The 23,499-nt window shown below is 60.5% G+C and carries 19 protein-coding genes, 2 tRNA genes and 1 pseudogene; 11 read left to right on the top strand and 11 right to left on the bottom strand.

All coding sequences use genetic code 11. From position 1 onward, the window contains the following. Positions 1-2: 2 nt before the first annotated feature. The 3 genes from prmC to hemA are packed head-to-tail and all read right to left on the bottom strand — an operon-like array spanning position 3 to position 3,221. Positions 3-857: a peptide chain release factor N(5)-glutamine methyltransferase gene (gene prmC / locus BG841_RS10555; RefSeq protein ID WP_070057621.1), complete on the bottom strand. Its 855-nt coding sequence runs from the start codon at positions 855-857 to the stop codon at positions 3-5. Then, entirely contained in the window at positions 850-1,935 is a 1,086-nt protein-coding gene (prfA, locus tag BG841_RS10550; protein ID WP_070057620.1) for a peptide chain release factor 1, read from the bottom strand. The genes prmC and prfA overlap by 8 nt, the downstream gene beginning before the upstream one ends. Then, the gene (gene hemA, locus BG841_RS10545) at positions 1,932-3,221 is read right to left on the bottom strand and encodes a glutamyl-tRNA reductase (RefSeq protein ID WP_070057619.1); all 1,290 of its coding nucleotides are present in this window, start codon (positions 3,219-3,221) and stop codon (positions 1,932-1,934) included. Before hemA ends, prfA begins: the two co-directional genes overlap by 4 nt. A gap of 251 nt (positions 3,222-3,472) precedes the next feature. Here hemA and BG841_RS10540 point away from each other — a divergent pair, with 251 nt between their 5' ends. The 10 genes from BG841_RS10540 (at position 3,473) to BG841_RS10495 (ending at position 12,105) form a co-directional block, all read left to right on the top strand. Then, the gene (locus tag BG841_RS10540; protein WP_070057618.1) at positions 3,473-5,224 is read left to right on the top strand and encodes a tetratricopeptide repeat protein; all 1,752 of its coding nucleotides are present in this window, start codon (positions 3,473-3,475) and stop codon (positions 5,222-5,224) included. Positions 5,225-5,241: 17 nt separating this feature from the next. After that, positions 5,242-5,868: a lipoprotein insertase outer membrane protein LolB gene (gene lolB, locus BG841_RS10535; protein ID WP_070058786.1), complete on the top strand. Its 627-nt coding sequence runs from the start codon at positions 5,242-5,244 to the stop codon at positions 5,866-5,868. Beyond that, on the top strand, positions 5,865-6,719 hold the full coding sequence (gene ispE / locus BG841_RS10530; protein ID WP_070057617.1) for a 4-(cytidine 5'-diphospho)-2-C-methyl-D-erythritol kinase: 855 nt from the start codon (positions 5,865-5,867) through the stop codon (positions 6,717-6,719). The genes lolB and ispE overlap by 4 nt, the downstream gene beginning before the upstream one ends. Positions 6,720-6,738: 19 nt before the next feature. Further along, positions 6,739-6,813: transfer RNA gene (locus BG841_RS10525), tRNA-Gln, on the top strand. Positions 6,814-6,865: 52 nt separating this feature from the next. Further along, on the top strand, positions 6,866-7,810 hold the full coding sequence (locus BG841_RS10520) for a ribose-phosphate pyrophosphokinase (protein ID WP_070057616.1): 945 nt from the start codon (positions 6,866-6,868) through the stop codon (positions 7,808-7,810). Positions 7,811-7,975: 165 nt separating this feature from the next. Then, positions 7,976-8,629, top strand: a complete 654-nt coding sequence (locus tag BG841_RS10515; RefSeq protein ID WP_070057615.1) for a 50S ribosomal protein L25/general stress protein Ctc — start codon at positions 7,976-7,978, stop codon at positions 8,627-8,629. Positions 8,630-8,650: 21 nt separating this feature from the next. Next, positions 8,651-9,241 (top strand): aminoacyl-tRNA hydrolase, encoded by a 591-nt coding sequence (pth, locus tag BG841_RS10510; protein WP_070057614.1) that lies wholly within the window; start codon positions 8,651-8,653, stop codon positions 9,239-9,241. 92 nt (positions 9,242-9,333) lie between these two features. Beyond that, positions 9,334-10,425 carry a redox-regulated ATPase YchF gene (gene ychF, locus BG841_RS10505; RefSeq protein WP_070057613.1) on the top strand — a complete coding sequence of 364 codons (1,092 nt, stop codon included), beginning with the start codon at positions 9,334-9,336 and terminating at the stop codon, positions 10,423-10,425. A gap of 104 nt (positions 10,426-10,529) precedes the next feature. Next, entirely contained in the window at positions 10,530-11,012 is a 483-nt protein-coding gene (gene greB, locus BG841_RS10500) for a transcription elongation factor GreB (protein WP_070057612.1), read from the top strand. A 235-nt stretch (positions 11,013-11,247) separates the two neighbouring features. Beyond that, positions 11,248-12,105 carry a choice-of-anchor L family PEP-CTERM protein gene (locus BG841_RS10495; protein ID WP_070057611.1) on the top strand — a complete coding sequence of 286 codons (858 nt, stop codon included), beginning with the start codon at positions 11,248-11,250 and terminating at the stop codon, positions 12,103-12,105. A 52-nt stretch (positions 12,106-12,157) separates the two neighbouring features. Here BG841_RS10495 and BG841_RS10490 read toward each other — a convergent pair whose 3' ends face one another. From BG841_RS10490 to BG841_RS10460, 7 genes are read right to left on the bottom strand one after another with little or no spacing between them, the layout of a single operon-like run. Beyond that, positions 12,158-13,804, bottom strand: a complete 1,647-nt coding sequence (locus BG841_RS10490; protein WP_070057610.1) for an ABC transporter ATP-binding protein — start codon at positions 13,802-13,804, stop codon at positions 12,158-12,160. A gap of 5 nt (positions 13,805-13,809) precedes the next feature. Next, positions 13,810-14,637: an ABC transporter permease gene (locus tag BG841_RS10485; protein WP_070057609.1), complete on the bottom strand. Its 828-nt coding sequence runs from the start codon at positions 14,635-14,637 to the stop codon at positions 13,810-13,812. A 2-nt stretch (positions 14,638-14,639) separates the two neighbouring features. Continuing rightward, entirely contained in the window at positions 14,640-15,599 is a 960-nt protein-coding gene (locus BG841_RS10480) for an ABC transporter permease (protein WP_070057608.1), read from the bottom strand. A gap of 57 nt (positions 15,600-15,656) precedes the next feature. Further along, entirely contained in the window at positions 15,657-17,243 is a 1,587-nt protein-coding gene (locus tag BG841_RS10475) for an ABC transporter substrate-binding protein (protein ID WP_070057607.1), read from the bottom strand. A gap of 45 nt (positions 17,244-17,288) precedes the next feature. Continuing rightward, positions 17,289-18,746: an aldehyde dehydrogenase family protein gene (locus tag BG841_RS10470; protein WP_070057606.1), complete on the bottom strand. Its 1,458-nt coding sequence runs from the start codon at positions 18,744-18,746 to the stop codon at positions 17,289-17,291. Positions 18,747-18,778: 32 nt separating this feature from the next. Then, positions 18,779-20,155 (bottom strand): FAD-binding oxidoreductase, encoded by a 1,377-nt coding sequence (locus BG841_RS10465; protein WP_070057605.1) that lies wholly within the window; start codon positions 20,153-20,155, stop codon positions 18,779-18,781. Between the two features lie 31 nt (positions 20,156-20,186). Further along, the gene (locus tag BG841_RS10460) at positions 20,187-21,800 is read right to left on the bottom strand and encodes a 5-guanidino-2-oxopentanoate decarboxylase (protein WP_070058785.1); all 1,614 of its coding nucleotides are present in this window, start codon (positions 21,798-21,800) and stop codon (positions 20,187-20,189) included. A gap of 391 nt (positions 21,801-22,191) precedes the next feature. On the opposite strand from BG841_RS10460, the gene BG841_RS10455 reads away from it, so the two are divergent. Beyond that, positions 22,192-22,268: transfer RNA gene (locus BG841_RS10455), tRNA-Met, on the top strand. Positions 22,269-22,432: 164 nt separating this feature from the next. On the opposite strand, the pseudogene BG841_RS17715 reads toward BG841_RS10455, so the two are convergent. After that, positions 22,433-23,401: pseudogene (locus tag BG841_RS17715) on the bottom strand (tyrosine-type recombinase/integrase); the annotation flags it as partial. Between the last annotated feature and the right edge of the window lie 98 nt (positions 23,402-23,499).

Below are 23,499 nucleotides of genomic sequence, written 5' to 3'. Positions count from 1 at the left end.
GGTCATACTCCTGCGCCTGGCGCTTTGCAACCCAGCGTCAGACGCTCGTTGCCGCCATAATCTTTACGGGTTTCGATGGCCTGAAACCCGGCCTGGTTGAATAAAGCCCGCACGGCGGTGCCCTGATCGTGGCCATGCTCGACCAGCAATACCCCCCCCGCCACCAACCAGGCGGGCGCTTCGGCCACTATATGGCGCAGATCGGTCAGCCCGTCCGCACCGGACACCAGAGCGGTGGCCGGCTCGAACCGCAGGTCGCCGTTGGTTAAATGGGGGTCGTCTGCCGCAATGTAGGGCGGGTTGGAGACGATCAGCTCGAATGACTGGGCGGGCAGACCGGCAAACCAGTGACTCTGCACCACCGTCACCGGCAAGCCAAGCCGCTCGGCGTTAGCGCGCGCCAGAGCCACCGCCGCGGGCATGAGGTCGCAGGCGCTTACCTGCCAGTCTGGCCGCTCACTGGCCAGGGCCAGCGCAATGGCGCCGGTACCGGTGCCGAGATCCAGCACCCGGGTCTGGTCCGGCACCGCCAGTCCCAACGCGGTTTCCACCAGACACTCGGTATCCGGTCGCGGGATCAGGGTGGCCGCGTTGACCTGCAGCGGCAGTGACCAGAAGCCCTGCTCACCCAGCAGGTGGGCGACCGGTTGGCCCGTGGCACGTTGGCGGACCAACTGCCAGAAACGCACCGCCTGGGCTTCAGCCAGGGGCCGTTCGGGCCAGGCCCGCTGACTGGTGCGACTCCAGCCGGTGGCATGCTGCATCAGCAACTCCGCGTCCAGCAGGGGGCTGTCACTGTCAATATCGGCTGCGGCCTGCTGCACGGCATCCACGGTGGTCAGCGCTGCGTCACTCATCGCCAAGGCTGGCCAGCAAATCGGCCTGATGCTCTTGCTGCAACGGCTGAATGAGCGGTGCCAGATCTCCGGTAATGATTTCATCCAGCTTGTACAGGGTCAGGTTGATGCGGTGATCGGTGACCCGGCCCTGGGGAAAGTTGTAGGTGCGAATACGCTCGGAGCGGTCGCCACTGCCGACCAGACTCCGACGGGCTTCGGCCTGGGACTGCTGGTGACGTTCCGCCTCCATGTTTTTCAACCGCGCCGCCAGCAGACTCATGGCCCGTGCCCGGTTCTTGTGCTGGGAGCGTTCATCCTGACACTCCACCACTATGCCGCTGGGCAGGTGGGTAAGACGAATGGCGGAGTCGGTTTTGTTCACGTGCTGGCCACCGGCGCCGGACGCGCGGAACGTGTCCACCCGCAAATCGGCCTTGTTGATTTCGATGGCTTCGGCCTCATCGGCTTCGGGCATCACCGCCACGGTGCAAGCCGAGGTATGTATACGGCCCTGGGATTCAGTTTCCGGCACCCGTTGTACCCGGTGCGCACCGGATTCAAATTTCAGCGCTCCGTACACCCCGTCACCGGCCACTCGACTGATGATTTCTTTGTAGCCACCGTGTTCACCCACGCTTTCACTGAGTACTTCCACTTTCCAGCGGCGGGTCTCGGCGTAACGCAGGTACATACGGAACAGGTCACCGGCAAAAATAGCGGCCTCGTCACCGCCAGTGCCGGCGCGTATCTCCAAAAACACGTTTTTGCCGTCGTCCGGGTCTTTGGGCAGCATCAGCGCCTGCAGCTCGAGCTCCAGTTGTTCGCTGCGGGCCACGGCCCGGGCCTGCTCTTCGGCCGCCAACGCACGCATTTCCGCATCGCTGTCGGTCATCAGTTCCTGCGCGGCGGCAAGGTCGTCCTGTGATTCTCGGTAGGCCCGAAAGCAGCGCACCACCGGTTCAACTTCGGCGTACTCCCGGGACAAATCGCGGAACCGGTTCTGATCGGCAATCACACCCGGGTCGCTCAACAGCGCACTGACTTCATCAAATCGTTCGGTTAACTGCACAAGACGGGACTTGATCGACGGCTTCATAGACGTTCCGAAGTGGTAGAAATCTCATGGTCCTGAGTTTCCAGCTGATGCAATTCCCGCAGCCACTGGGTAACTTCAACCCGCCCTTCGGCGGTGGCTTTACGCAATTGAACGGATGGTTCATGCAGGAGTTTATTGGTCAGACCCCGCCCCAGACTGCGCAACACAGTTTCAGGGTCGCCCCCGTTGCGCAGGGCGCGCAACGCCTTTTCAACTTCCCCATCGCGCAGGGTTTCCGCACGCTCACGGAACTGTTTCAGCGTGGACACCGCCTCCAGGGCCCGCAGTTGTCCGAGGAATTCCTCGGTGCCGGCACTGACGAGGTGCTCGGCCTCCCGGGCGGCGCCTTCCCGGGAACGAATGTTTTCTTCGATGACCTGACGCAAATCATCCACGGTGTACAGGTATACGTCGTCAAGCGTGCCCACTTCCGGTTCGATGTCCCGGGGTACGGCAATATCGACCATAAAGAAGGGGCGGTGCTTGCGCTGCTTCAGGCTGCGTTCCACCGCACCCTTGCCCAGTATCGGCAACGGACTGGCGGTGGAAGAAATAATGATATCCACTTCGCGCAGGTAATCGGGTATTTCCGACAACACAATCCCCCGCCCTCCCCGCGCCTCAGCCAGTGCCTGGGCGCGCTCCAGAGTACGGTTGGCCACCAGAAAATCGGTGACTCCCGCTTCTGCCAGGTGGCGCGCTACCAGTTCCATGGTTTGCCCGGCACCGATCAACAAGGCCTTGTGGCGGGACATATCCGCGAAAATATGGCGCGCCATACTGACCGCGGCATAGGCCACTGACACCGGGTTTTCACCAATCGCTGTCTGGGTGCGTACCCGCTTGGCAACCGCAAACGTCTGCTGGAACAGACGCGACAAAAACCGGCCGCTGGCTCCGTGCTCATGCGCCAGATCATAAGCGTCCTTGAGTTGACCGAAAATCTGCGGTTCCCCCAGCACCATGGAATCGAGCCCGGCGGCCACCCGCATCATATGACGGACCGCATCGGCGTCGCGATGCACGTACATGGCTTCTTCGAGCTCAGCCGCATCCAGACCGTGAAAGCCTGACAACCAGCGCAACACCGTCGGGGCGCATTCATCGTCACCGGCAAGATACAATTCGGTACGGTTGCAGGTAGACAATATCGCAACTTCCGAGGCACCGGTGGTGGCCCGTATTTCGGCAAAGGCCGCCGCCATGCGTTCGGGGGTAAACGCCACGCGTTCACGCAACTCTACCGGCGCCGTCCGATGATTAAGTCCCAGAGTGAGCAATGCCATAGATATAGGGAAGACAACCTTGTTGTGACCTGTTAATTCCGCCATTTTAGCGGCCTGGGACGGTATCTGCCACCCTTAAGCCGCGGCATGACGGGAAGTGCTGATCCCCCGGCCGGCGGTGGATCCGGGTTTGACTGCACGGGGGGTTGGGCAAGATCCGGCGCTTATGCCATCATAAGAGCGCGCCGGAACAGCGAGCTACTGACGGCTTTTCCTGCCTGGCGTGATGCCGCACCAACACGGGATACCTCATGCAAAAAACTGCCTTGTTACTCGCTACCAGCCTGCTGGCCACCTTTATAGCAGGTTGTGCGGCCCTGAAAAGTGAGCCTGCAGAATCCAGCGACACGCCCGCCGACCAGGTCATCCGCATTACGCCAGCGGAAAACACTGCGCCCGTTGAATATGCGGAGCTGGACCCGGAAGTCCTCTATTTACTCACCTCGGCCGAAATTGCCGCACAGCGGGGACGCTATGATATCACGCTGGGCAACTATGTCCGGGCGGCGGAAATATCCCGGGACCGGAGCGTCATTACCCGAGCCATGCGGATTGCCCAATCCCTGAACGGCGATAACGCCCAGCTGCGCCTGGCCCAATTGTGGCTGGAGGTTGAGCCCGACAGCATGGCAGCCCTGCGCATCCTTGCCATCCAGGCCGTTCAGCGCAACGATCTTAAAACCGCGCTGCAGCACATGGAGCGCATAATGGATCTGGGGGGCGATGCAGATTTCGACAATCTGGCGGCCCTCGCCTCCAATCTGCCCCCAGAGAGTCAGCAAGAACTGCTGGTTTTGTACCAGCAGCTCAGCGAGCGCTACCCGGACAATCTCGAAATTGAATACAGCATCGCCCTGCTGTTGAAAATAGCCAAGCAACCCAACACCGCGCTGGTGCGACTGGAACCGATCCTGCAACAGCACCCGAATTTTCAGCCGGCGCTGGTGCTGAAGGGAGATCTGCTGTATCAGGCCGGACAACCCACCGCAGCGCTGGATTACCTGCAACGGACCACCCGCCGCTATCCGCAGAACCGTCAGATGGGCACCCTCTATGGCCGCATGCTGGTCAGCGAGGGGGAGATGCAGGGCGCTCAGGATGAATTCGCCCGCTTGATGAAAGCATTTCCGAACATTCCGGGGCTGCGCTTATCCCACGCCCTGATCGCCATTGAAAACGGCGAACCGGAGCTTGCCCGCGATGATCTGCACCTGTTGATAGAACAAGGCCACCACCTGGACGAAGCCCACTTTTACCTTGGCAAAATCGCCGATGAGCAGGATCTGACGGAGCAGGCCCTGAGTTATTACGAGCAGGTGACCGAAGGCGGCCATTACTTTGCCGCGCTCGCCCGGATCAGTGCGCTGCGCGCAGCCGACGGTGATGTAGACGGCGCTCTCACCCGCCTGCAGCAACTGAAAGCGGTCAACCCGGAGCAAGCGGAAAGTTTCTGGCTGCTGGAGATCAATCTGTTGCTGGACTCGGACCGCCATCAACAGGCGTTTGAGACGGCCGGTGCGGGATTGGCAGCGCTGCCCGACAGCATTCGCATTCGCTATGCCCGCGCCATGATGCACGACCGGGACGGCAACATCGCTGATGCGGAAAAGGATTTACGCGCCATCCTTGAGCGTGAACCGGAAAACGCCGTGACCCTGAATGCCCTGGGCTACATTCTCACCTCGCAACCGCAGCGCCTGGATGAGTCGGAAGCCCTGATCCGCCGGGCCCTGCAATTGGCACCCGACAACGCCGCTATTATGGACAGCATGGGCTGGGTTCTGTTCTTACAGGGTCACCCCGCAGAGGCACTGGACTATCTGAAACAAGCGTACAGCGCCTACCCGGATCCGGAGGTGGCCGCCCACTTGGGCGAGGTGTTGTGGGAAATGGGTGAGCAGGAGCAGGCCCGCATCATCTGGCGCGAAAGCCTGCAGGACTTCCCCGAGCACCCCACCCTGATTGAAACCATCGAGCGTCTGACGGACGGGCCGACCCGGTGAGCCGTCACAGCGCGGCCATGGCCGTTGTACTGCTGGCGCTGGTACTGAACGGCTGCGCCTCCTTCAGGACCGACCCGCTGCCGGAAGGTCTGACCAGTCAGCCGCCGGCAGACTGGGCCGACCGCCAGCAGCGCCTGCAAACCCTGACCCATTGGCAACTTGCCGGCAAACTCGCGGTGCGGCAGCCGTCGGACAGCGCCAGTGCGGTCATCAACAGCTGGGTGCAGCAGCACGAACACTACGCACTGTCCTTGTCGTCGGCTTTTCTCGGGCTCGGCCAGACGCATCTGGAGGGCACCCCGGCCTACGTCGAACTGACCCTCCCCGACGGGGAAACCTATTACTCCACCGAACCGGAGGTATTGATCGAAGCGGCGACCGGCTGGCAACTCCCCATGGACAGCCTGGCCTGGTGGATTCGCGGGCTGCCCGGCCCGGACGCTGACTTCCGCCTCTTTTTTGACAGCCAGGATCAGCTGGCCATGATCCGACAGCACGGCTGGGAGGTGCGCTATGATCGCTGGCGTACTTTCTTTCCGGACCAGCCGGATCTGCCGGCACGTATCACCGCCACCAAAGATGACAAGCGCGTCCGTATCGCGGTCACCGCCTGGCGCGCTCTGAAAACCCGGACCCAGCCATGAGCCTGACCTTACCTTCACCCGCCAAACTCAACCTGTTCCTGCACATCACCGGTCGCCGGGCGGACGGTTACCATGAGCTGCAGACGCTGTTCCAGTTTCTGGATTACGGCGATGAACTCACCTTCACCGCCCGGACCGATCGGGCCTTGGTGCTGTCGCCGCCCCTGCCGGGGGTCGCCGACGCCGACAACCTGATCCTGCGGGCGGCCTCGTTGCTGGCGCAAAAATACCCGCAACAGGCGTCCGGGGTGACCATCTCCCTCAATAAGCGTCTCCCCATGGGCGGCGGCCTGGGCGGCGGCAGTTCCAACGCCGCCACCACTTTACTGGCGTTAAACCGGTTGTGGCGGCTGCACCTGACTCTGGACGAGCTGGCAGACATGGGGCTGGCACTGGGGGCTGACGTACCCGTGTTTGTGCACGGCTTCGCCGCCGTGGGCGAAGGGGTGGGCGAGCAGCTGACCCCCGCAAACCCGCCCGAGGACTGGTTTCTGGTGATCAATCCGGAATGTAACATCAACACCGGAAAGATTTTTTCCGCAGATGGCTTGACAAGGGACACGCCACGGATGACAATAGCGCCCGCTTTTGAGGGAGACGCCTCAAGGTACCGAAACGATTGCGAGGAGACAGTTTGCGAGCTGTATCCCGAGGTCCGAAAAAGCCTCAATTGGCTTTCACAATTTGGACCCGCAAAATTAACCGGTACAGGGGCTTGCATTTTTGGACGTTTCCCTTCAGAATCCGCAGCCCGGATGATCTGGGAAAGCAAACCCTCCGGCATCAAGGGGTTCGTCGCTAAAGGGGTGAATAGATCACCACTTCACCAACAGCTGACAGAACTGAAATGATGCCAACAAAGCACGACACTGGGGTGTCGCCAAGTGGTAAGGCAACGGGTTTTGATCCCGTCATGCGCAGGTTCGAGTCCTGCCACCCCAGCCATCTTTCTTCTGCTTCCTCTGACTCCTGCGCTGATACCAAAAAGGACTCAACCGTGTCCAAATTGATGATCTTTACCGGCAACGCTCACCCTGAACTTGCCAAACGTATTGCCAAAAAACTCCAGGTTCCCGTAGGCAAGGCCCATGTTGGTGCATTCAGCGATGGTGAAACCACCGTTGAAATCAACGAAAACGTGCGTGGCCACGACGTTTTTATCATTCAGCCTACCTGCTACCCCACCAACGACAACCTGATGGAACTGGTCATGATGGCGGACGCCCTGCGGCGCGCCTCGGCCTCGCGCATAACCGCTGTTATCCCCTATTACGGTTACGCCCGTCAGGACAGACGCGTGCGCTCGACCCGAGTGGCCATCAGCGCCAAAGTTGTTGCGGGCATGATCGCCAGCATCGGCGTTGACCGCGTGCTCACGGTCGACCTGCATGCCGATCAGATTCAGGGCTTCTTTGACATCCCCGTGGACAACATTTACGCCACACCGGTGTTACTGGAAGACATCGACAAGCAGCGTTTTGAAAACGTGGTGGTGGTTTCCCCGGACGTGGGCGGCGTAGTGCGCGCCCGCGCCATTGCCAAGCGCATGAACGACGCCGATCTGGCCATTATTGACAAGCGTCGCCCCAAAGCGAACGTGTCCCAGGTCATGCACATTATCGGTGACGTCGAAGGCAAAACCTGCATCCTGGTGGACGACATCGTCGATACCGGCGGCACCCTGTGCAAAGCGGCCGACGCTCTGAAGGAGCGCGGGGCCGAGCGGGTCGTGGCCTACATTACCCACCCGGTACTGTCCGGCAAGGCCATCGACAACGTCAACAACTCCATTCTTGACGAACTGGTGGTCTGTGACACCATTCCGCTCAGTGACAAAGCGCAGCAGTGTGATAAAATCCGCCCCCTTGGCATGGCCGGCCTGCTGGCCGAATCCATTCGCCGTGTCAGCAATGAAGAGTCCATCAGCGCCTTGTTCGAATAACGTCGGTTGGACAGGCGCACACGGACACACGCATTCAAACCAGGAGCCCTGCACGGCTCCTGGTTTGTTTAACCCGCCGGGAATTTTGGTTCCGGCTTTTAAACCATGCTCGCCTGCAGCCAGGTCTGGTCGCGGACAGCTCAGGTGACGATTGAGGTAATAATCATGTCCCAGGAATTTGTTATTGAAGCATTCCTTCGTGATGACCAGGGGAAAGGTGCGAGCCGCCGCCTGCGTCGCGAAGAAAAGAAGATCCCTGCCGTTATTTACGGTGGTGGCAAGGACGCTGTGTCCGTGTCCATCTGGCACAACGAGCTGAGCAAGGCCATCGAGAATGAATCCTTCTTCTCCCAGGTTCTGACCATCAACCTCGATGGCAAAAAAGAAAGCGTCATCATCAAGGACCTGCAGCGTCACCCGTACAAGCCGCTGCTGAACCACGCAGACTTCCAGCGCATCAGCCAGGACGAAGTAATCCACGTTCACGTGCCGATTCATCTGCTCAACGAAGACGCCGCCCCGGCGATCAAGACCTACGGTGGCGTGGCTTTCCGCCTGTTGACCGAAGTCGAAGTCGTGTGTCTGCCAAAAGACCTGCCATCGTTCATCGAAGTGGATCTGATGGATGTGGAGATGGATCAGGTCATTCACCTGAGCGATCTGCAGCTGCCCGAGGGCGTACAGATAGTTGCTATCCAGCACGATCTGGAGCACGACCAGGCCGTCGTCAGCATCAACAAGCCACGTGGCGCGCAGGTTGATGAAGAAGCAGAAGACGCTGAAGAAGAAGGCGGCGAAGAAGGCGAGAAAGAGGCCTAAAACCTCTCAGGGTGACGGTAGATGACACAGGATATTGTCATGGTGGTTGGGCTGGGTAACCCCGGCTCTGATTATGAGAATACTCGTCACAACGCCGGCGCGCTGTTCGTCGAAGCCCTGGCCCGCCATGCGGGTCAGGTGCTGCGCCCCGAGAAGAAATACCACGGCCACTATGCCCGCATCCAGTGGCAGGGGCTTGATCTGCATTTACTCAACCCCACCACCTTCATGAACCGCAGCGGCCAGGCGATCAAGGCGCTGGCGGATTTTTACAAGATCTCTCCCGAACATATCCTGGTTGCCCACGACGAGCTTGACCTGCCCCCGGGTACCGCCAAATTCAAAAAAGGCGGCGGCCACGGCGGTCATAACGGCCTGCGGGACACCATTGCCCATCTCGGCGGTAACCAGTTTCAGCGTCTGCGCCTCGGCATAGGCCACCCCGGCGACAGCCGGCAGGTTACGGGCTACGTGCTCGGACGACTGGGCAAGCGGGAAACCGAACAACTGGACGACCTGATTGACGAGGTCATCCGGGTGTTGCCAGACGCGGCCAACGGTAAACTGGCGGCGGCCATGAACCGGCTCCACAGCTATACCCCTGTGCCCTAGCGCCCTGCCCGGCACACTCGCACCAGACATTGGTCGCCGGTATAATTCCGGCATTTTCACACACTCGTTTCGCATTCAGCAGAGGCTTTTCCATGGGTTTTAACTGCGGCATCGTCGGCCTGCCCAACGTCGGCAAATCCACCCTGTTCAACGCATTGACCAAGGCCGGCATCGGTGCCGAAAATTTCCCGTTTTGCACCATCGAGCCCAATGCGGGGGTCGTTGCCATGCCCGATCCGCGTCTGGACAAACTGGCCGCCATCGTCAAACCGGAACGCACCGTGCCCACCACCATGGAATTCGTAGACATTGCCGGATTGGTGGCGGGCGCCTCCAAAGGGGAAGGCCTGGGCAACCAGTTTCTGGCCAACATCCGCCAGACCGACGCCATCGCCCACGTGGTGCGCTGCTTTGATGACCCCAACGTCATTCACGTAGCCAATCAGATCGACCCTGCGGCCGACATCGAGATCATCAACACCGAACTGGCACTGGCCGACATGGACACGGTGGAAAAAGCCATCAAACGGGTGCAGCGGGTGGCCAAGAGTGGCGACAAGGACGCCAAAGCCCAGTTGGAAGTCTTCGAACGCCTATTGCCGGTACTGAACGAAGGCAAACCGGTGCGCAGCATGGGGCTGGATGACGACGACCTGCTGCTGATCCGCGAGCTGTGCCTGCTGACCATCAAGCCCACCATGTACATCGCCAATGTCAGCGAAGACGGCTTTGACAACAATCCCTATCTGGACACTGTGCGCGAGATCGCGGCCGCCGAGAATGCGGTGGTGGTGCCCATCTGCAACAAGATCGAATCGGAAATTTCCGAGCTGGACGATGACGAAAAGAGCATGTTCCTTGACGAAATGGGCATGGAAGAACCCGGCCTGGACCGGGTGATCCGCGCCGGTTACCGGCTGCTGGACCTGCAGACCTACTTCACCGCAGGCGTCAAGGAAGTGCGGGCCTGGACGGTCAGAGTGGGCGCCACCGCGCCCCAGGGAGCGGCGGTCATTCATACCGATTTCGAACGGGGCTTTATTCGCGCCGAAGTGATCGCCTACGATGATTTTATCCAGTACGGTGGTGAGGCCGGTGCCAAAGAGGCCGGTAAATGGCGTCTGGAAGGCAAGGATTATATTGTGCAGGATGGCGACGTCATCCACTTCCGGTTCAACGTCTAAGCGGTCGCATTCGCTCCGGTGCCCGTCCCGGCGGGGGTGGGCACCGGCACCGCATTTGTTCTCTCTAACCGGGCGGCCAATCCAACACCGCAGAAGGAGCATGTGTGAAGACTCCCCTTATTACCAAGCAGGGTTACGAAGACCTGCGCACCGAACTCGACACTCTGTGGCGGGTGGAGCGCCCCGAAATCACCAAAAAAGTGACCTGGGCGGCGAGTCTGGGCGATCGCAGTGAAAACGCCGATTACCAGTACAACAAGAAACGGCTGCGCGAAATTGACCGCCGGGTGCGCTACCTGCGCAAGTGCCTGGAAAACCTGAAGGTGGTCGAATACCACCCGCAGCAGGAAGGCAAGGTGTTTTTCGGGGCCCGGGTCGAGATAGAAAACGAAGACGGCCAGACGTTGAACTTCCGTATTGTGGGCTACGACGAAATTTTCAATCGCAAAGATTACATCTCCATCGACTCACCCATGGCCCGGGCGCTGCTGAAGAAAGAAGTGGGGGACGAAGCCGAAGTCACCACCGAAGCCGGCACCGTCATCTGGACCATTGTCTCCATCGACTATGGCCGCCCGACAGCCTGAGCGGGGCAGCCATGCTATTCAGCACAGAGGGAAAGCAGGCTCAGGGGCCGGCAGTGACTCGGAGCTGAACTGTCCGGTAATTTTACACATGCGCCGCAACGAAAATATAACCGGTTGAAATAAAGACGCTTTAAACGATGGCCCGGGGTTTGCTTGGGTTTCACCATGGGGGGTGGTCGCCCCTTCCTGAGGAAGGCGACACATCCACAACTGTGCTGAAACTGGAGCTCCAATAATGAAAAAACTCCTGCAGGGCGTAGCCCTAGTCTCCACCGCAGCGGTCTGCCAGACCGCTTCCGCACTGGTGATTGATGCCACCTCAACCGACGGTACCGCCATGGCGAATGCCTTGCTGGGATCGGGTGTCACCATCAGCAACGCCAATTACATCGGCGGCCCGAATCAGTCCGGTTTTTTTTCCGACGGGGCTGCGGTGCTGAACATTGATGAAGGCCTGATCATGACCACCGGCGACGCCACCGACGCACCCGGGCCGAATTCCGCCGGCGGCACCACCACGGTTGTTGGCGGTGCCGGTGATGCCGATCTGAGCGCGCTGATTGGCGGAGCGACTACCAATGACGCCGCGGTGCTGACCTTCGATTTCACCACCACCACGGGTGACCTGTTTTTCAATTACGTGTTTGCTTCCGAGGAATACAACGAGTTTGTGGGCACACAGTTTAACGATGTCTTTGCGTTCTTTGTCAACGGCGTCAACATCGCCGAGGCGCCCGACGGCCAGCCGGTCAGTATCAACAACGTCAACTGCGGAAATCCTTTTTCGGGTGCCGGTCCGAATTGCGATTTTTACAACAACAACGAGACAGGCGTTTTTGATATAGAGTACGACGGCTTCACCGACGTGTTCACCGCCTCCGTACTTGGCCTGGATCCCGAGGCCACCCATTCCATGAAAATCGCCATCGCCGACACCGGCGATTCTTCCTGGGATTCTGCAGTCTTTCTGCAAGGGGGCAGCTTCACGGATGCGCCGCCTCCCGTCAGCACGGTTCCGGAGCCGGGCAGCCTGGCACTGATGCTGCTGGGCCTGGGCGGCCTGCTGGCCAACCGGCGTCGACTGCACAGCTGAGGCTGTCGCCCGGGGAAAACCACCAGCCTCCTTCGGGAGGCTGTTTGCTGTGCTAGGCGCCCGCCACCACCGCGCGGCGTTCCAGTAACTTGTCCAGCCAATCCGGATCCATCTCCGGTTCGGAGGACAACAGCAGATCGGTGTAATCCTGATGGGGGGGCGTGAAGATGGTGGCCCGGCAGCCGCTGTCCACCACTTGTCCGGCCTGCATGACCACCACCTGATCGGCAATGGCCCTGACCGTGGCCACATCGTGGGTAATAAACAGGTAAGACACCCCGAACTGCTCCTGCACCCGGTTCAGCAACTTCAATATGCCTTCGGCCACCAGTTGATCCAGCGCCGAGGTGACTTCATCGCAGATGATGAAATCCGGCTCGGCAGCCAGCGCCCGGGCGATGCAGATGCGCTGCTTCTGCCCTCCTGACAACTCCGCCGGGCGGCGGTCAATGAACCGGTCCGGATCCAGTTCCACCAGTTGCAGCAGCTCTTTTACCTTGGTGCGCACCGCACTGCCGCCAAGCCCGTGGTAAAACTTCATGGGTCGCCCGATGATTTCGCCGATGGTCTGGCGCGGGTTGATCGCGGTATCGGGGATCTGGTAAATCATCTGCACCTTGCGCAGCATGTCCTTGTCGCGCTTGCGGTAATCGCCCGGCAGAACCTCACCGTTGTAACGTACCTCACCGCTACCCGGCGCCAACAAGCCGCTGATGACCCGCGCGGTGGTGCTTTTGCCACTGCCCGACTCACCGATCACCGCTACCGTTTGCCCTTTATAGACGCTGAACGATACATCCTCGAGCACCTGCTTGGCACCGTAACCGGCGGTGACGTTACGCAACTCCACCAGTGGCACCTCCGCGTCCGGACGGGGCTTGGGCGCCGTCTGGAACAGGCGCACCGCCCACAACGACTGGGTGTAACTTTCCTGGGGCGCGGCCAGCATCTGGCGGGTTTCAGCCTCTTCCACCAGCTTGCCATGACGCAACACCATGATGCGGTCAGCCATTTGCGCAACCACCGCCAGATCGTGGGAAATGTATAGCGCGGCGGTGCCAAACTTTTCGACCACTGCACGGATAGACGCCAACACCTCTATTTGGGTGGTCACGTCCAGCGCGGTGGTGGGTTCGTCAAAGATGATAAGGTCCGGCTGGCAGGCCATCGCCATGGCGGTCATCGCCCGCTGCAACTGGCCACCGGAGACCTGGTGCGGGTATCGTTCACCGATGTGCTCCGGGTCGGGCATGTTCAGACTGCGGTATAGCTCGATGGCCCCGGCACGCGCGGTGGCTCTGTCACTTACCCCGTGATGCAACGCAGCCTCGATGTGCTGGTCGATCAGCCGGTGCGCCGGATTGAATGAGGCCGCAGCACTCTGGGCCACGTAGGCAATGCGCACCCCGCGCAACCGGCGCAGGGTTTCTTCGCTGGCCCCCACCAGGTCCTCACCGTCGAAGCGCACTTGCCCCCCGGTGATTTTGCAGCCGTCCTTGCAATACCCCATCGCCGCCAGCCCCAGGGTGGACTTGCCCGCACCGGACTCGCCAATCAGACCCAGGATTTCACCCCGGTGAAGGGTCAGGTCGATGCCCTTGACGATGTCCTGCCACGCATCCTCGCTGTGGCCGGCGATGCGGAGGTCGCGGATTTCAAGCAGCAGGTCGGTCTTGTCATTGTTCTGCGTTATGGTCATTTGGCTCACCCCTTCAATCCGCTCGATTTGTGCAACATCCAGTCCACGACAAAGTTCACGCCCACCGTCAGAATGGCTACCGCGGCAGCCGGCAACAGCGGCGAGATGTCACCAAAGGTAATCAGTATGGCGTTGTCCCGCACCATGCTGCCCCAGTCGGCGGTGGGCGGCTGAATGCCCAGTCCCAGGAAGGACAACGCACTGATGAACAGAAATACAAAGCAGAACCGCAAGCCGAACTCGGCAATCAGCGGCGCGATGGTGTTGGGGAGAACTTCCCGGGTGATCAGCCACCACAGGCCCTCGCCACGCAACTTGGCGGCTTCCACAAAGTCCAGGGTCACCACCCCCATCGCTACCGACCGCGCCAGACGAAACACGCGGGTGGCGTCCAGCAAGGCAATTACCAGAATCAACGAGGTGGCGGTGGTGCCCACCACACTGAGGATCAGCAGCGCAAAGATCAGCTGGGGGATGGCCATCAGCACGTCGACGATGCGCGACAACCCCTGATCCACCCAACCGCCTTTTACGGCCGCGACCAGCCCCGCCAGTCCGCCGATCAGAAACGCCAGCGCGGTGGTTATAAACGCGATCCCCACGGTATTGCGGGCCCCGTACAGCAACCGGCTGTACATATCACGCCCCAGATTGTCGGTACCCAGCCAGTAGTCGCCACTCCAGGGCGCGAACCCCTCCCCCACCACCTCGGTTTCGCCATATGGCGCCAGCGCGGGGGCAAACACGGCCACAAAAATATACAGGGCAATGACCGCCAGGCCGAATTGCGCACTCAGGGGTGCCTGCCAAATCTGTTTAACCAGTGATTTCATGATCAGCCCCTCGGATGCATCAGACGTGGGTTGGTGGCGATCGCCAGAACGTCCGCCAGGGTATTCAGGGCGATATAGGTCACCGCGAATATCAGGCTGCAGGCCTGCACCACCGGAATATCGCGTTTGGCGACCGAATCGACCAGCAACTGCCCCAGTCCGGGGTACACGAATACCACCTCAACCACCACCACACCCACCACCAGGTAGGCCAGGTTCAAGGCCACCACGGTCACAATGGGCGCCAGGGCATTGGGCAGAGCGTGGTAATAGATGATGCGGGATTTTTTAACCCCTTTGAGGCGCGCCATCTCGATGTACGGGCTGGCCAACAGGTTGATCAGCGCCGCCCGGGTCATGCGCATCATCTGGGCGATCACCACCAGACTCAGGGTGAGGACCGGCAATAACGAGCGCTCCAGAACGGTCAGAAACGAGTCCTCCGGGGTGATGTTGGCGATACTGGGCAGCCAGTCCAATTTCACCGAGAGGAACAAAATCAGAATGTAGGCCACAAAAAACTCCGGGAAGGACACCGTGCTCAAGGCGGTGGTGTTGAGCATGCGGTCAAACCAGGAGTTGCGATACAGGGCCGCGAGCATCCCCAGCACCAACGCGACGGGCACCGAGATCAACGCGGCCAGTCCGGCCAGACGCAGGGTGTTGCCCAGCCGGGCCGACACCAGCTCGCCGATTTCCCGTTGATTGGCCAGCGAGGTGCCAAAGTCACCCTGCAACACGCCCGCCATCCAGCCGATAAAGCGCTGCACCGGTGGCTGATCCAGGCCCAACTGGGCCCGGAAGGCCGCCACCGTATCCGCAGTGGCGGCCTGTCCCAGCATGGCCTGCGCGAGATCTCCCGGCAGCAGCTCAACGGCCATGAAGATGATGACCGACACCGCCAGCAACGACAGCAGACCCAGAGCGACCCGCTGCGATAACAATCGAACAATACTTACCATGACCTGACTCCTGTGGGCCGAACGCTTCCGCTGGGGTCACAGACCTGAGCGCATGGCTCAGGCCTGCCACCAGCGCTCAATGACACGCAGACCATCCAGCTCGCCAAACGGCGCGGTGGTGCCGCCATGGGTGACGCGTGTCGAGCGGGCGGCCACGGAACTGGCGAAGACCGGGATGATGGAGCCGCCGTCATCGCAGCACAATTGCTGCATCTCGTTGTACATTTCCCGGCGCAAGCCATCGTCAAGCTCACCGCGGGCCTGGGTCAGCAGTCGATTGAAGCGCTCGTTGGCCCAGTAGGTTTCGTTCCAGGCCGCCGCTTTGGCGTAACCGAGACTGAACATGCGATCGGCAGTCAGGCTGCTGTAGAAAAACGACGTGGTCAGGGGCTGGCGCATCCACACGCTGGACCAGAAACCATCCGCCGGTTCGCGCACCACATCGATGTCGATGCCCGCTGACCGGGCATGCTCCTTGAACATCACCGAGGCGTCGACCGCACCGGTGTAAGCAGCTTCCGAGGCATGCAGTTTGATCCTGAGATTATCGAGACCCGCCTTGCGAAGGTAAAACCGCCCTTTTTCAGGATCATAGGGACGCTGAGCCAGTGCCTGATTGAAGTACCGGTTGCCCGGCTGAATCGGGTGGTCGTTACCGACGCTGCCATACCCCCGCAATATTTTGTCCAGAATCGCTTCCCGGTCGATGGAGTGTTTCATCGCCAGGCGCACGTTGTTGTCTTTGAATTCCGCGCTGTTCACCAGCATGGGGAAGGTAAAGTGCTGCGCCCCCTTGGTTTCCTCGATCACCAGTCTGGGATTGCGCTTAAGGAGGGCGATGGTTTTGACATCGACCTTGTTGATCACGTCGACTTCGCCGGTTACCAGGGCGTTGACCCGCGCTGCACCGTCGGTGATCCCCAGAAGTTCAGCGCGGTCAAAGTGGGCGCGGTCCGGTTTCCAGTAGTTGGGGTTGCGTTCCAGAACCATGCGCACCCCGGGCTCGAAACTCTTGATGACATAGCCGCCGGTGCCGACACCTGCCTGCCAGTCAATGCCGTCGCCCTGTGCGGGCATGATCGCCAGATGGTAGTCCGCCATGATGTAGGCGAAGTCGGCATTCCCGGCTTTCAACTCGATCACCACCGTGCTGGGGTCCGGTGAACGCACGGTCTGCACTTCACTGAGCACGGTTTTGGCCGCTGAGGTTGAATCGGTGCGCAGGTGGTGGTTGATGGACGCCAGGACATCGGCCGCTGTCAGGGTTTTGCCGTTATGAAACTCCACCCCCGGACGGATTTTGAAGGTCCAGATGCGGGCGTCGGGTGAATAGCTCCAGGACTCCGCCAGTTCGGGAATGGCCCGGCCGTCTACGTCAATTTCCACCAGCGTGTTGTACACCGCCGAGAAACCAACAAAAGTGAAGGTGTCGCTCCAGGTGCCCGGATCGTAGGAGTCGGTGGTGTTGCCACCGGCCAGTCCCAGCTTCAGGGTGCCCCCCTTTTTGGGTTGGGAAGTCGCCGCCCAACCGGCCGCCGGTAACCCCATGGCTGCGCCCGCGCCCACCACGCCGGCCGCTGCGCTCAGCTTCAGAAAATTGCGACGGGAAAACGGTTTGCCGCTACGATCCACGATATTGTTCATTGTCACACCTCTGTTTTTGTTTTAATTGTCCACCGCGCAGACCGGTCAGCCAGGCTGTTTGGCTCCGCGGGTTATATGTTTGACTTCCAGAAACTCATCGAGCCCCCAGGGGCCCAGTTCACGACCTATACCACTCTGTTTGAAACCGCCCCAAGAGGTCTCCACAAACAACTCCTGCGGCCCATTAATGAACACATGTCCCACCTCCAGGGATGCAGACAAACGTTGAATACGTTGCTCATCCTCGGTAATCACCCCCGCGACCAACCCGAAACAACTGTCATTGGCCAGGGCAAGCGCTTCCTCTTCGGTATCAAAGGCACGGACCGCCAAGACCGGTCCGAATATTTCTTCACACCAGAGGGCACTGTCCAGCGGCACCTCGGTGAAAACCGTGGGCTGCACAAAATAACCCCGCTCCTGACCGGGCACGGAACCACCGCCGGCGACCAGGGTGGCGCCACACTGTTTGCCCTGGGCGATAGCCGACAGCACCTTGTCGTACTGATCCCGGCTGGTGAGCGGCCCCATGGCGACCTGCGGCTCGAACGGGTCGCCCACCTGAATGCCCGCGACCGCCTGCACCAGGGCATCCAGCAATTGCGGGTAGATGCTGCGTTGCACCAACAGACGCGAAGTGGCAGAACACATTTGTCCGGCATTGGCGAATATGCCGCCACAGATCCACTCTACGGCAGCATCGATCCGGGCATCGTCAAACACCAGCATGGGTGACTTGCCCCCTAACTCAAGACTGACGCCCTTCACGCTTTGAGCGGCGGTGGCCATGATCCGGGTGCCCGTGGCGGTGCTGCCGGTGAACGACAGCTTGTCGACCCCCGGATGCTCACACAAAGGCGCTCCCACGCCCTGTCCGGTGCCGGTCACTATGTTGAGCACACCGGCCGGCAGGCCAACCTCCCGCGCTATGTCCCCCAACTCCAACTCGATCAGGGGCGTGATCTCGGAGGGTTTCACAATAACGGTACAACCGGCGGCCAGCGCCGGCGCAAGCTTCCAGGAGGTGGTCACCAGCGGATAATTCCAGGGGACAATCAGACCTGCCACTCCGGCGGATTCAAACCGGGTCCGCGAGGTGAATTCGGTGCTCGGCAACACCACCGGCTGGTTCTGGCGCTGCTCCAGTTGCTCGGCAAGCTTTGCATAATAGGCAAAACAGGCGCTGACCAGATCCATGTCATACTCTGCCTCGGCCAGGGTTTTGCCATTATTGAGCGTTTGCAGGGGGATCAGCCGGTCCTTGCGTTGCTGCACCGCCTCCGAGATCCGGCGCAGATAGCCCCCTCGCTCCCCCCCGCTCAGACTCCGCCATGCCGGTAACGCGCGCCGGGCTGCCTGCACCGCCCGCTCCGCATCTTCAGCGGTCGCGGCGGCCACCGTGGTAATCACCTCTTCTGTGGCCGGGTTGATCACCTCCAGGGTGCCCTGCCTGACTGGCGCCACCCACTGACCGTCTATAAAAAGCTGCGTTTGGTAGTGCACTCAGTCACCCCCCGTTTGTTGTTATCGCTTTTTTAACCGAGAATCTTGCCCGGATTCAGAATATTGTCAGGGTCCAGCAGGGCCTTGAGTTGCCGCATCAAGGCCAACTCTGCCGGCTCTCTGCTGACCGGCAGATAGGCTTTCTTTTCCAGCCCGATGCCGTGCTCCGCCGATACGGCGCCCCGATAGTGCTGCAGACAGTCATAGACGACGCGCTCGATCCGGTCGCGGGCAACCCGGTCATGCAACCCCACGGTCAGATGCAGATTGCCGTCGGCCAGATGCCCGAACACCAGCAGCACCGCGTCACCGCTCACCTCCGCCAGCCGGGCCTGCAACTGACGGACATAGGCATCCATATCCCGAATGGGCAGGCTGACATCAAACCCCAGCGTGGTGGTAAAACACCGTTCTTCCGGTTCGGAGGTCTCCCGGATCGCCCACAGGGCGGCCCGTTCCGCCGCCGATTGGGCAACCACCGCGTCGTCCAGCAATCCGGCTTCCAGCGCCTGCTCCAGCGCCACCTCAAAATGCTGGCGCAAGGCATCGGCCTGGTTCGCCTGACACTCCACCAGCGCATAAAAGGGGTAAGGGGCGGCAAACGGCGACTCAAGTTTTGACAATGCGCCGGTATTGAGGGCAAAAAAGTCGCCCCACATCACCTCAAAGGCATTCAGACTGCCACTCAACGACCGATCCAGGTGCTTCAATAATCCGGTGACCTGGGCAAACGACTGGCAGGCAACCAAGGCGGTTGTCTCGGCGCTTTGCAGCTCCTCCAGACGCAGCACGGCCCGGGTCACGACCCCCAGGGTGCCCTCACTGCCGATGAACAGCTGCTTGAGGTCATAGCCGGTGTTGTTTTTGAGGTAACCGTTGAGCGCTGTCACCACCGTGCCGTCGGCCAGCACGACTTCCACCCCCAACACCCGTTCACGCATCATGCCGTGACGCATCACCCCGAAACCGCCGGCATTGGTGGCAATCATGCCACCGATGGTGCAACTGCCTCGGGCCCCCAAATCAACCGGAAACATCAGCTGATGACTGACCGCCCGTTCCTGCACCGTTTGCAGAATGGCTCCGGCTTCCACCGTCATGGTGCGTCCCAGCTCATCCACGCTGTCAATCGCGGCCATGCGCTCGAGGGACAACATCACCCCGTCAGGCCCGCAGGCAGTGCCTTCAACCAGTCCGGTATTGCCGCCCAGAGGCACCACCGACATGCCCCGCTCATGGCAGCTGCGCAAACAGGCCGAGACTTCGGCCACCGACCGGGGCCGCAGAATCGCCGCCGCCTGCATGGGTTCGGGATTCCAGTAGGTACTGGCCCGGCTGCGCACGTCGTCGCCGGTTAACACCCCCTGCGGCCCCAAAAGCGCTTGCAACTCCATAACCAGATCCGTCATGGCTTTATCTCCCGGTGCGCTGACCACTGACTCACACCACGCTCTCATGCACTTCAATCAGCGTCACACCAGGAACACCCAGGGCTTCGCTGAGCGCCTGCCTTAGCGCGTCCATGGAGTCGGGCCGGGCCACGCGACAGCCAAACCCTGCGGCTATTTTGAGGTAATCGGGATTACGCGGTGTCACTCCAATGGGCGGGATGTCGAGGTCGACCATGTCGTCACGGATCTGTCCCAGACTGTCGTTGTTCCACAGCAGTACGAGCAACGGACGGTCCAGTTCTTCAACCGCGGTCGCCAGTTCCTGCAGGGTGTAAAGAAACCCTCCGTCACCCGCCAGCACCACGCCGACGCGGTTTGGCGCCGCCAGTTTGGCACCTATGGCGGCCGGCAGTCCGTAGCCCAGGGTGCCGAAGCCCACCGGGTGCAGCCAGGTCCGCGCTTGCTCTACCGGGTAATAATGGTTACCGGTGTAGGCAATCTGTGTCATGTCGGTGGCGATGAAGGCATTGTCCGGCAGCACCGAGTGCAATACATCCAGCACCCGGGTATGTGTTTGTTGCAGGGGTTCATAGCTCTCGGTTATCTGGCTGCGCAAACCGGCCAGTTGCGCCACGACCCGGGGGTACTCGGGATTGGCGCTCGTACCCGCCAGGGCCATCAGCAACTGGCGGGCAAACGAGGCCGCATCGGACAGGATTCCCAGGGTGGCGGGATGGCGATCATGCAACTTGCGGGTGTCAATATCGACGCGCACCAACCGGCCGGTCAGGGTCAGTTTGTCCCGCCACAGATCGGTGGACGCCAGTTCGGTACCGATGGCGAGCACTACATCCGCCTGCTCGACAAACTGCCACCCCTGCTCCAGACACAGCACCGCGCCGGCACACAGCGGGTGCGACTGGGGCAGCACGCCTTTGCCCGCGACCGTGGTGAATACGGCAGCACCCAGCTGGTCCGCCAGCTGCACCAGTTCCGCACTGGCGGCTATGGCACCACCACCGGCAATAATGACCGGCTGGCTGGCCTGCTGGAGCAGGCCTGCCGCCGCCGCAATATCCTGTTGGGTGGCGGCCGGCCGCCGGGCGGGGGTGGTCACCGGCTGGGTCCAGTCCCGGGTGACCGGTTCGGCCAGCACATCCATGGGGATTTCGATATGGACCGGTCGTGGCCGTTCGCTGTTGAACACGCTGAAGGCCCGGGCGATCAGATGGGGAATGTCTTCGGTCGAATAGGCGGTGGCACTGAAAGCGGTCAGCGGTGCCGTGATGGCTCGCTGATCCTGTGTTTCATGCAGCTCCCCCCAGCCTTTGCCAAGGGTTTCCACGTGATTTACGCTGCTGATCACCAGCATGGGGACCGAGTCTGCGTACGCCTCGCCGATGGCGGTGGCCGCATTGGTGAGCCCCGGCCCACTGATAACAAAACATACCCCGGGTTTGCCGCTGGCACGGGCGTAGCCGTCGGCCATAAAACCGGCCCCTTGCTCGTGCCGGGTGAGGACGTGCCGGATCGAGCTGCCGGGCAGGCCACGGTATAGTTCCAGCGTGTGCACCCCGGGGATTCCAAAGACGGTGTCTACACCGTAGTTTTCGAGCAGCGCAACCAGGGCTTCGCCGGCGCTCTGTGGACGTGTCTGCAGCATGGCAACCTCACTAAAGTACTTATTATTGTGTAGCAGTGTGTAACCGCCTGAACCCATACTGACAGTGCCTGCAAATTCGCACTTAATAAATTTCGACAGAATATTGCGATTTAACGTCACCAGGCGCCCAAGGATGAGCACAGCATGCATCTATCACCGGTGCTGGCGTGCGCACTGAATACGGCCAGGCAGAGTGCCCGCGCACAGAAAATCCGACCCACCAGCTCTTGCGAACATGACACGCAAGCAACTGATTTTAATTGCAAAACAAAGAGAAAGTGATTGTACCGACCGGCTAAAGGGAACAAGTTAGCAGTCCGACCCTTGACAGGCTATGCGTCCAGGCCTAATATACGCGCCTCGTTTGGGACAGCGCTGTCCGGAACGATTTGGCAAGGTAGCTCAGTTGGTTAGAGCACAGCACTCATAATGCTGGGGTCGGCGGTTCGACTCCGCCCCTTGCTACCAGATTTCAAAGGCTTACAGCTTACCCTGTAGGCCTTTTTTTCGACTGTGGGCATATTGTGGGCACTGCGGAATTTCACCACCGCCACCCCGTCCGAATCCGGCCCCCGTTTTTCGGCGATCAGCTCCACTGCATTCGCCAGCTCGGCAACCTCTGCCGACGAGTAATGAGTGGTGACCGATCCCCGGTTGTGGCCCAGCAGTTCGGCCCGCGTTTCCTCGTTCACCCCTACGGCTCTTAACCGTCGTCCAAACGTGTGCCGCAAATCGTGACCGCGGACGTGCACCAGGCCCGCTTTTTTCCTGCCCTTCCTCCAGGCGTTGTTGAAGATCGACGCTACCGGCCTCCCTGAGAACGTGAACACGCTTTCTTCGTGTCGCCCTCGCTGGCGGTTCACCACGGCTCGCGCCGTTGTATTGAGCACCACAAGGCGGTCACAGCCGTTCTTCGTAATGCTGGCGGGCAGAATGAACCCGAACCCCTTATTCGGCAGTGTTACCTCCCAGCCCCACTGCAGCGCACAGATCTCGCTTTCCCGGCAACCGGTGTGCACCGCGAATTCGGCCATCTCCCTGACGTGGTCCGGCAGCTCCTGTAGCAGCCTGCCCTGCTCCGCCCAGGTGATGGGTGCCGGTGCCCGGGCGTCCTGCCATTCCACATCCGGAATCATGGGTGCCGTCTCCAGCCAGGTCATGCCGTATTCATCCCGCCACAACTCCGCGCACAATCTCAGTATGCGCCGGGCCACTGCGAGCGACCGGTTGACCGTCGATGATTTCACGCCCTCTTTTTTACGAGCCTCGACAAATTCCTGCAGCGATCCCGAGTGCACATGATTCAAAGGCATTTTGCCGATATACGAGTCCAACGCCTTCAAGTCTTGCACGTCTCGTTTTATACTGCGCTTGTGTGCATGGTCCCGCACATATTTGAGAGCTGCTTCCCGCCAGATTCGGTTCGGCCGCACGCCGTACACCGAAGCCTGGCGGATCTCTTCAAGCCGCCGGATGAGATACTGCTCAGCCTCTACCCGATTGCCCGTGCCAGTGCTTTCTCGAAGCCTCCGTCCGTTAATTCGTTTCTCGATGTGCCAGACACCACCCCGAAGGGTGAGCCCGCTGATGTTTTTTGACATAATTCCTTGCTCCATTCTCGGGCTGGAGCACGCCCTCGCCGAGAAATATATTCGTCCAGTGCCCGGTCCAATTCAAGCCGGCAAAACCCAATACCCTG

The organism is Marinobacter sp. X15-166B (assembly GCF_001752365.1).
Classification (GTDB): domain Bacteria; phylum Pseudomonadota; class Gammaproteobacteria; order Pseudomonadales; family Oleiphilaceae; genus Marinobacter.
The sequence above is the reverse complement of the archived record's forward strand: the minus strand, read 5'-3'. Positions and strand labels throughout refer to the sequence as shown.

What these genes read in the sequence shown, in the direction of transcription:
- prmC (WP_070057621.1), bottom strand. Translation starts at nt 857, where the DNA reads ATGAGTGACGCAGCGCTGACCACCGTGGATGCCGTGCAGCAGGCCGCA.
- prfA (WP_070057620.1), bottom strand. Translation starts at nt 1,935, where the DNA reads ATGAAGCCGTCGATCAAGTCCCGTCTTGTGCAGTTAACCGAACGATTT.
- hemA (WP_070057619.1), bottom strand. Translation starts at nt 3,221, where the DNA reads ATGGCATTGCTCACTCTGGGACTTAATCATCGGACGGCGCCGGTAGAG.
- BG841_RS10540 (WP_070057618.1), top strand. Translation starts at nt 3,473, where the DNA reads ATGCAAAAAACTGCCTTGTTACTCGCTACCAGCCTGCTGGCCACCTTT.
- lolB (WP_070058786.1), top strand. Translation starts at nt 5,242, where the DNA reads ATGGCCGTTGTACTGCTGGCGCTGGTACTGAACGGCTGCGCCTCCTTC.
- ispE (WP_070057617.1), top strand. Translation starts at nt 5,865, where the DNA reads ATGAGCCTGACCTTACCTTCACCCGCCAAACTCAACCTGTTCCTGCAC.
- BG841_RS10515 (WP_070057615.1), top strand. Translation starts at nt 7,976, where the DNA reads ATGTCCCAGGAATTTGTTATTGAAGCATTCCTTCGTGATGACCAGGGG.
- pth (WP_070057614.1), top strand. Translation starts at nt 8,651, where the DNA reads ATGACACAGGATATTGTCATGGTGGTTGGGCTGGGTAACCCCGGCTCT.
- ychF (WP_070057613.1), top strand. Translation starts at nt 9,334, where the DNA reads ATGGGTTTTAACTGCGGCATCGTCGGCCTGCCCAACGTCGGCAAATCC.
- BG841_RS10495 (WP_070057611.1), top strand. Translation starts at nt 11,248, where the DNA reads ATGAAAAAACTCCTGCAGGGCGTAGCCCTAGTCTCCACCGCAGCGGTC.
- BG841_RS10490 (WP_070057610.1), bottom strand. Translation starts at nt 13,804, where the DNA reads ATGACCATAACGCAGAACAATGACAAGACCGACCTGCTGCTTGAAATC.
- BG841_RS10485 (WP_070057609.1), bottom strand. Translation starts at nt 14,637, where the DNA reads ATGAAATCACTGGTTAAACAGATTTGGCAGGCACCCCTGAGTGCGCAA.
- BG841_RS10480 (WP_070057608.1), bottom strand. Translation starts at nt 15,599, where the DNA reads ATGGTAAGTATTGTTCGATTGTTATCGCAGCGGGTCGCTCTGGGTCTG.
- BG841_RS10475 (WP_070057607.1), bottom strand. Translation starts at nt 17,243, where the DNA reads ATGAACAATATCGTGGATCGTAGCGGCAAACCGTTTTCCCGTCGCAAT.
- BG841_RS10465 (WP_070057605.1), bottom strand. Translation starts at nt 20,155, where the DNA reads ATGACGGATCTGGTTATGGAGTTGCAAGCGCTTTTGGGGCCGCAGGGG.
- BG841_RS10460 (WP_070058785.1), bottom strand. Translation starts at nt 21,800, where the DNA reads ATGCTGCAGACACGTCCACAGAGCGCCGGCGAAGCCCTGGTTGCGCTG.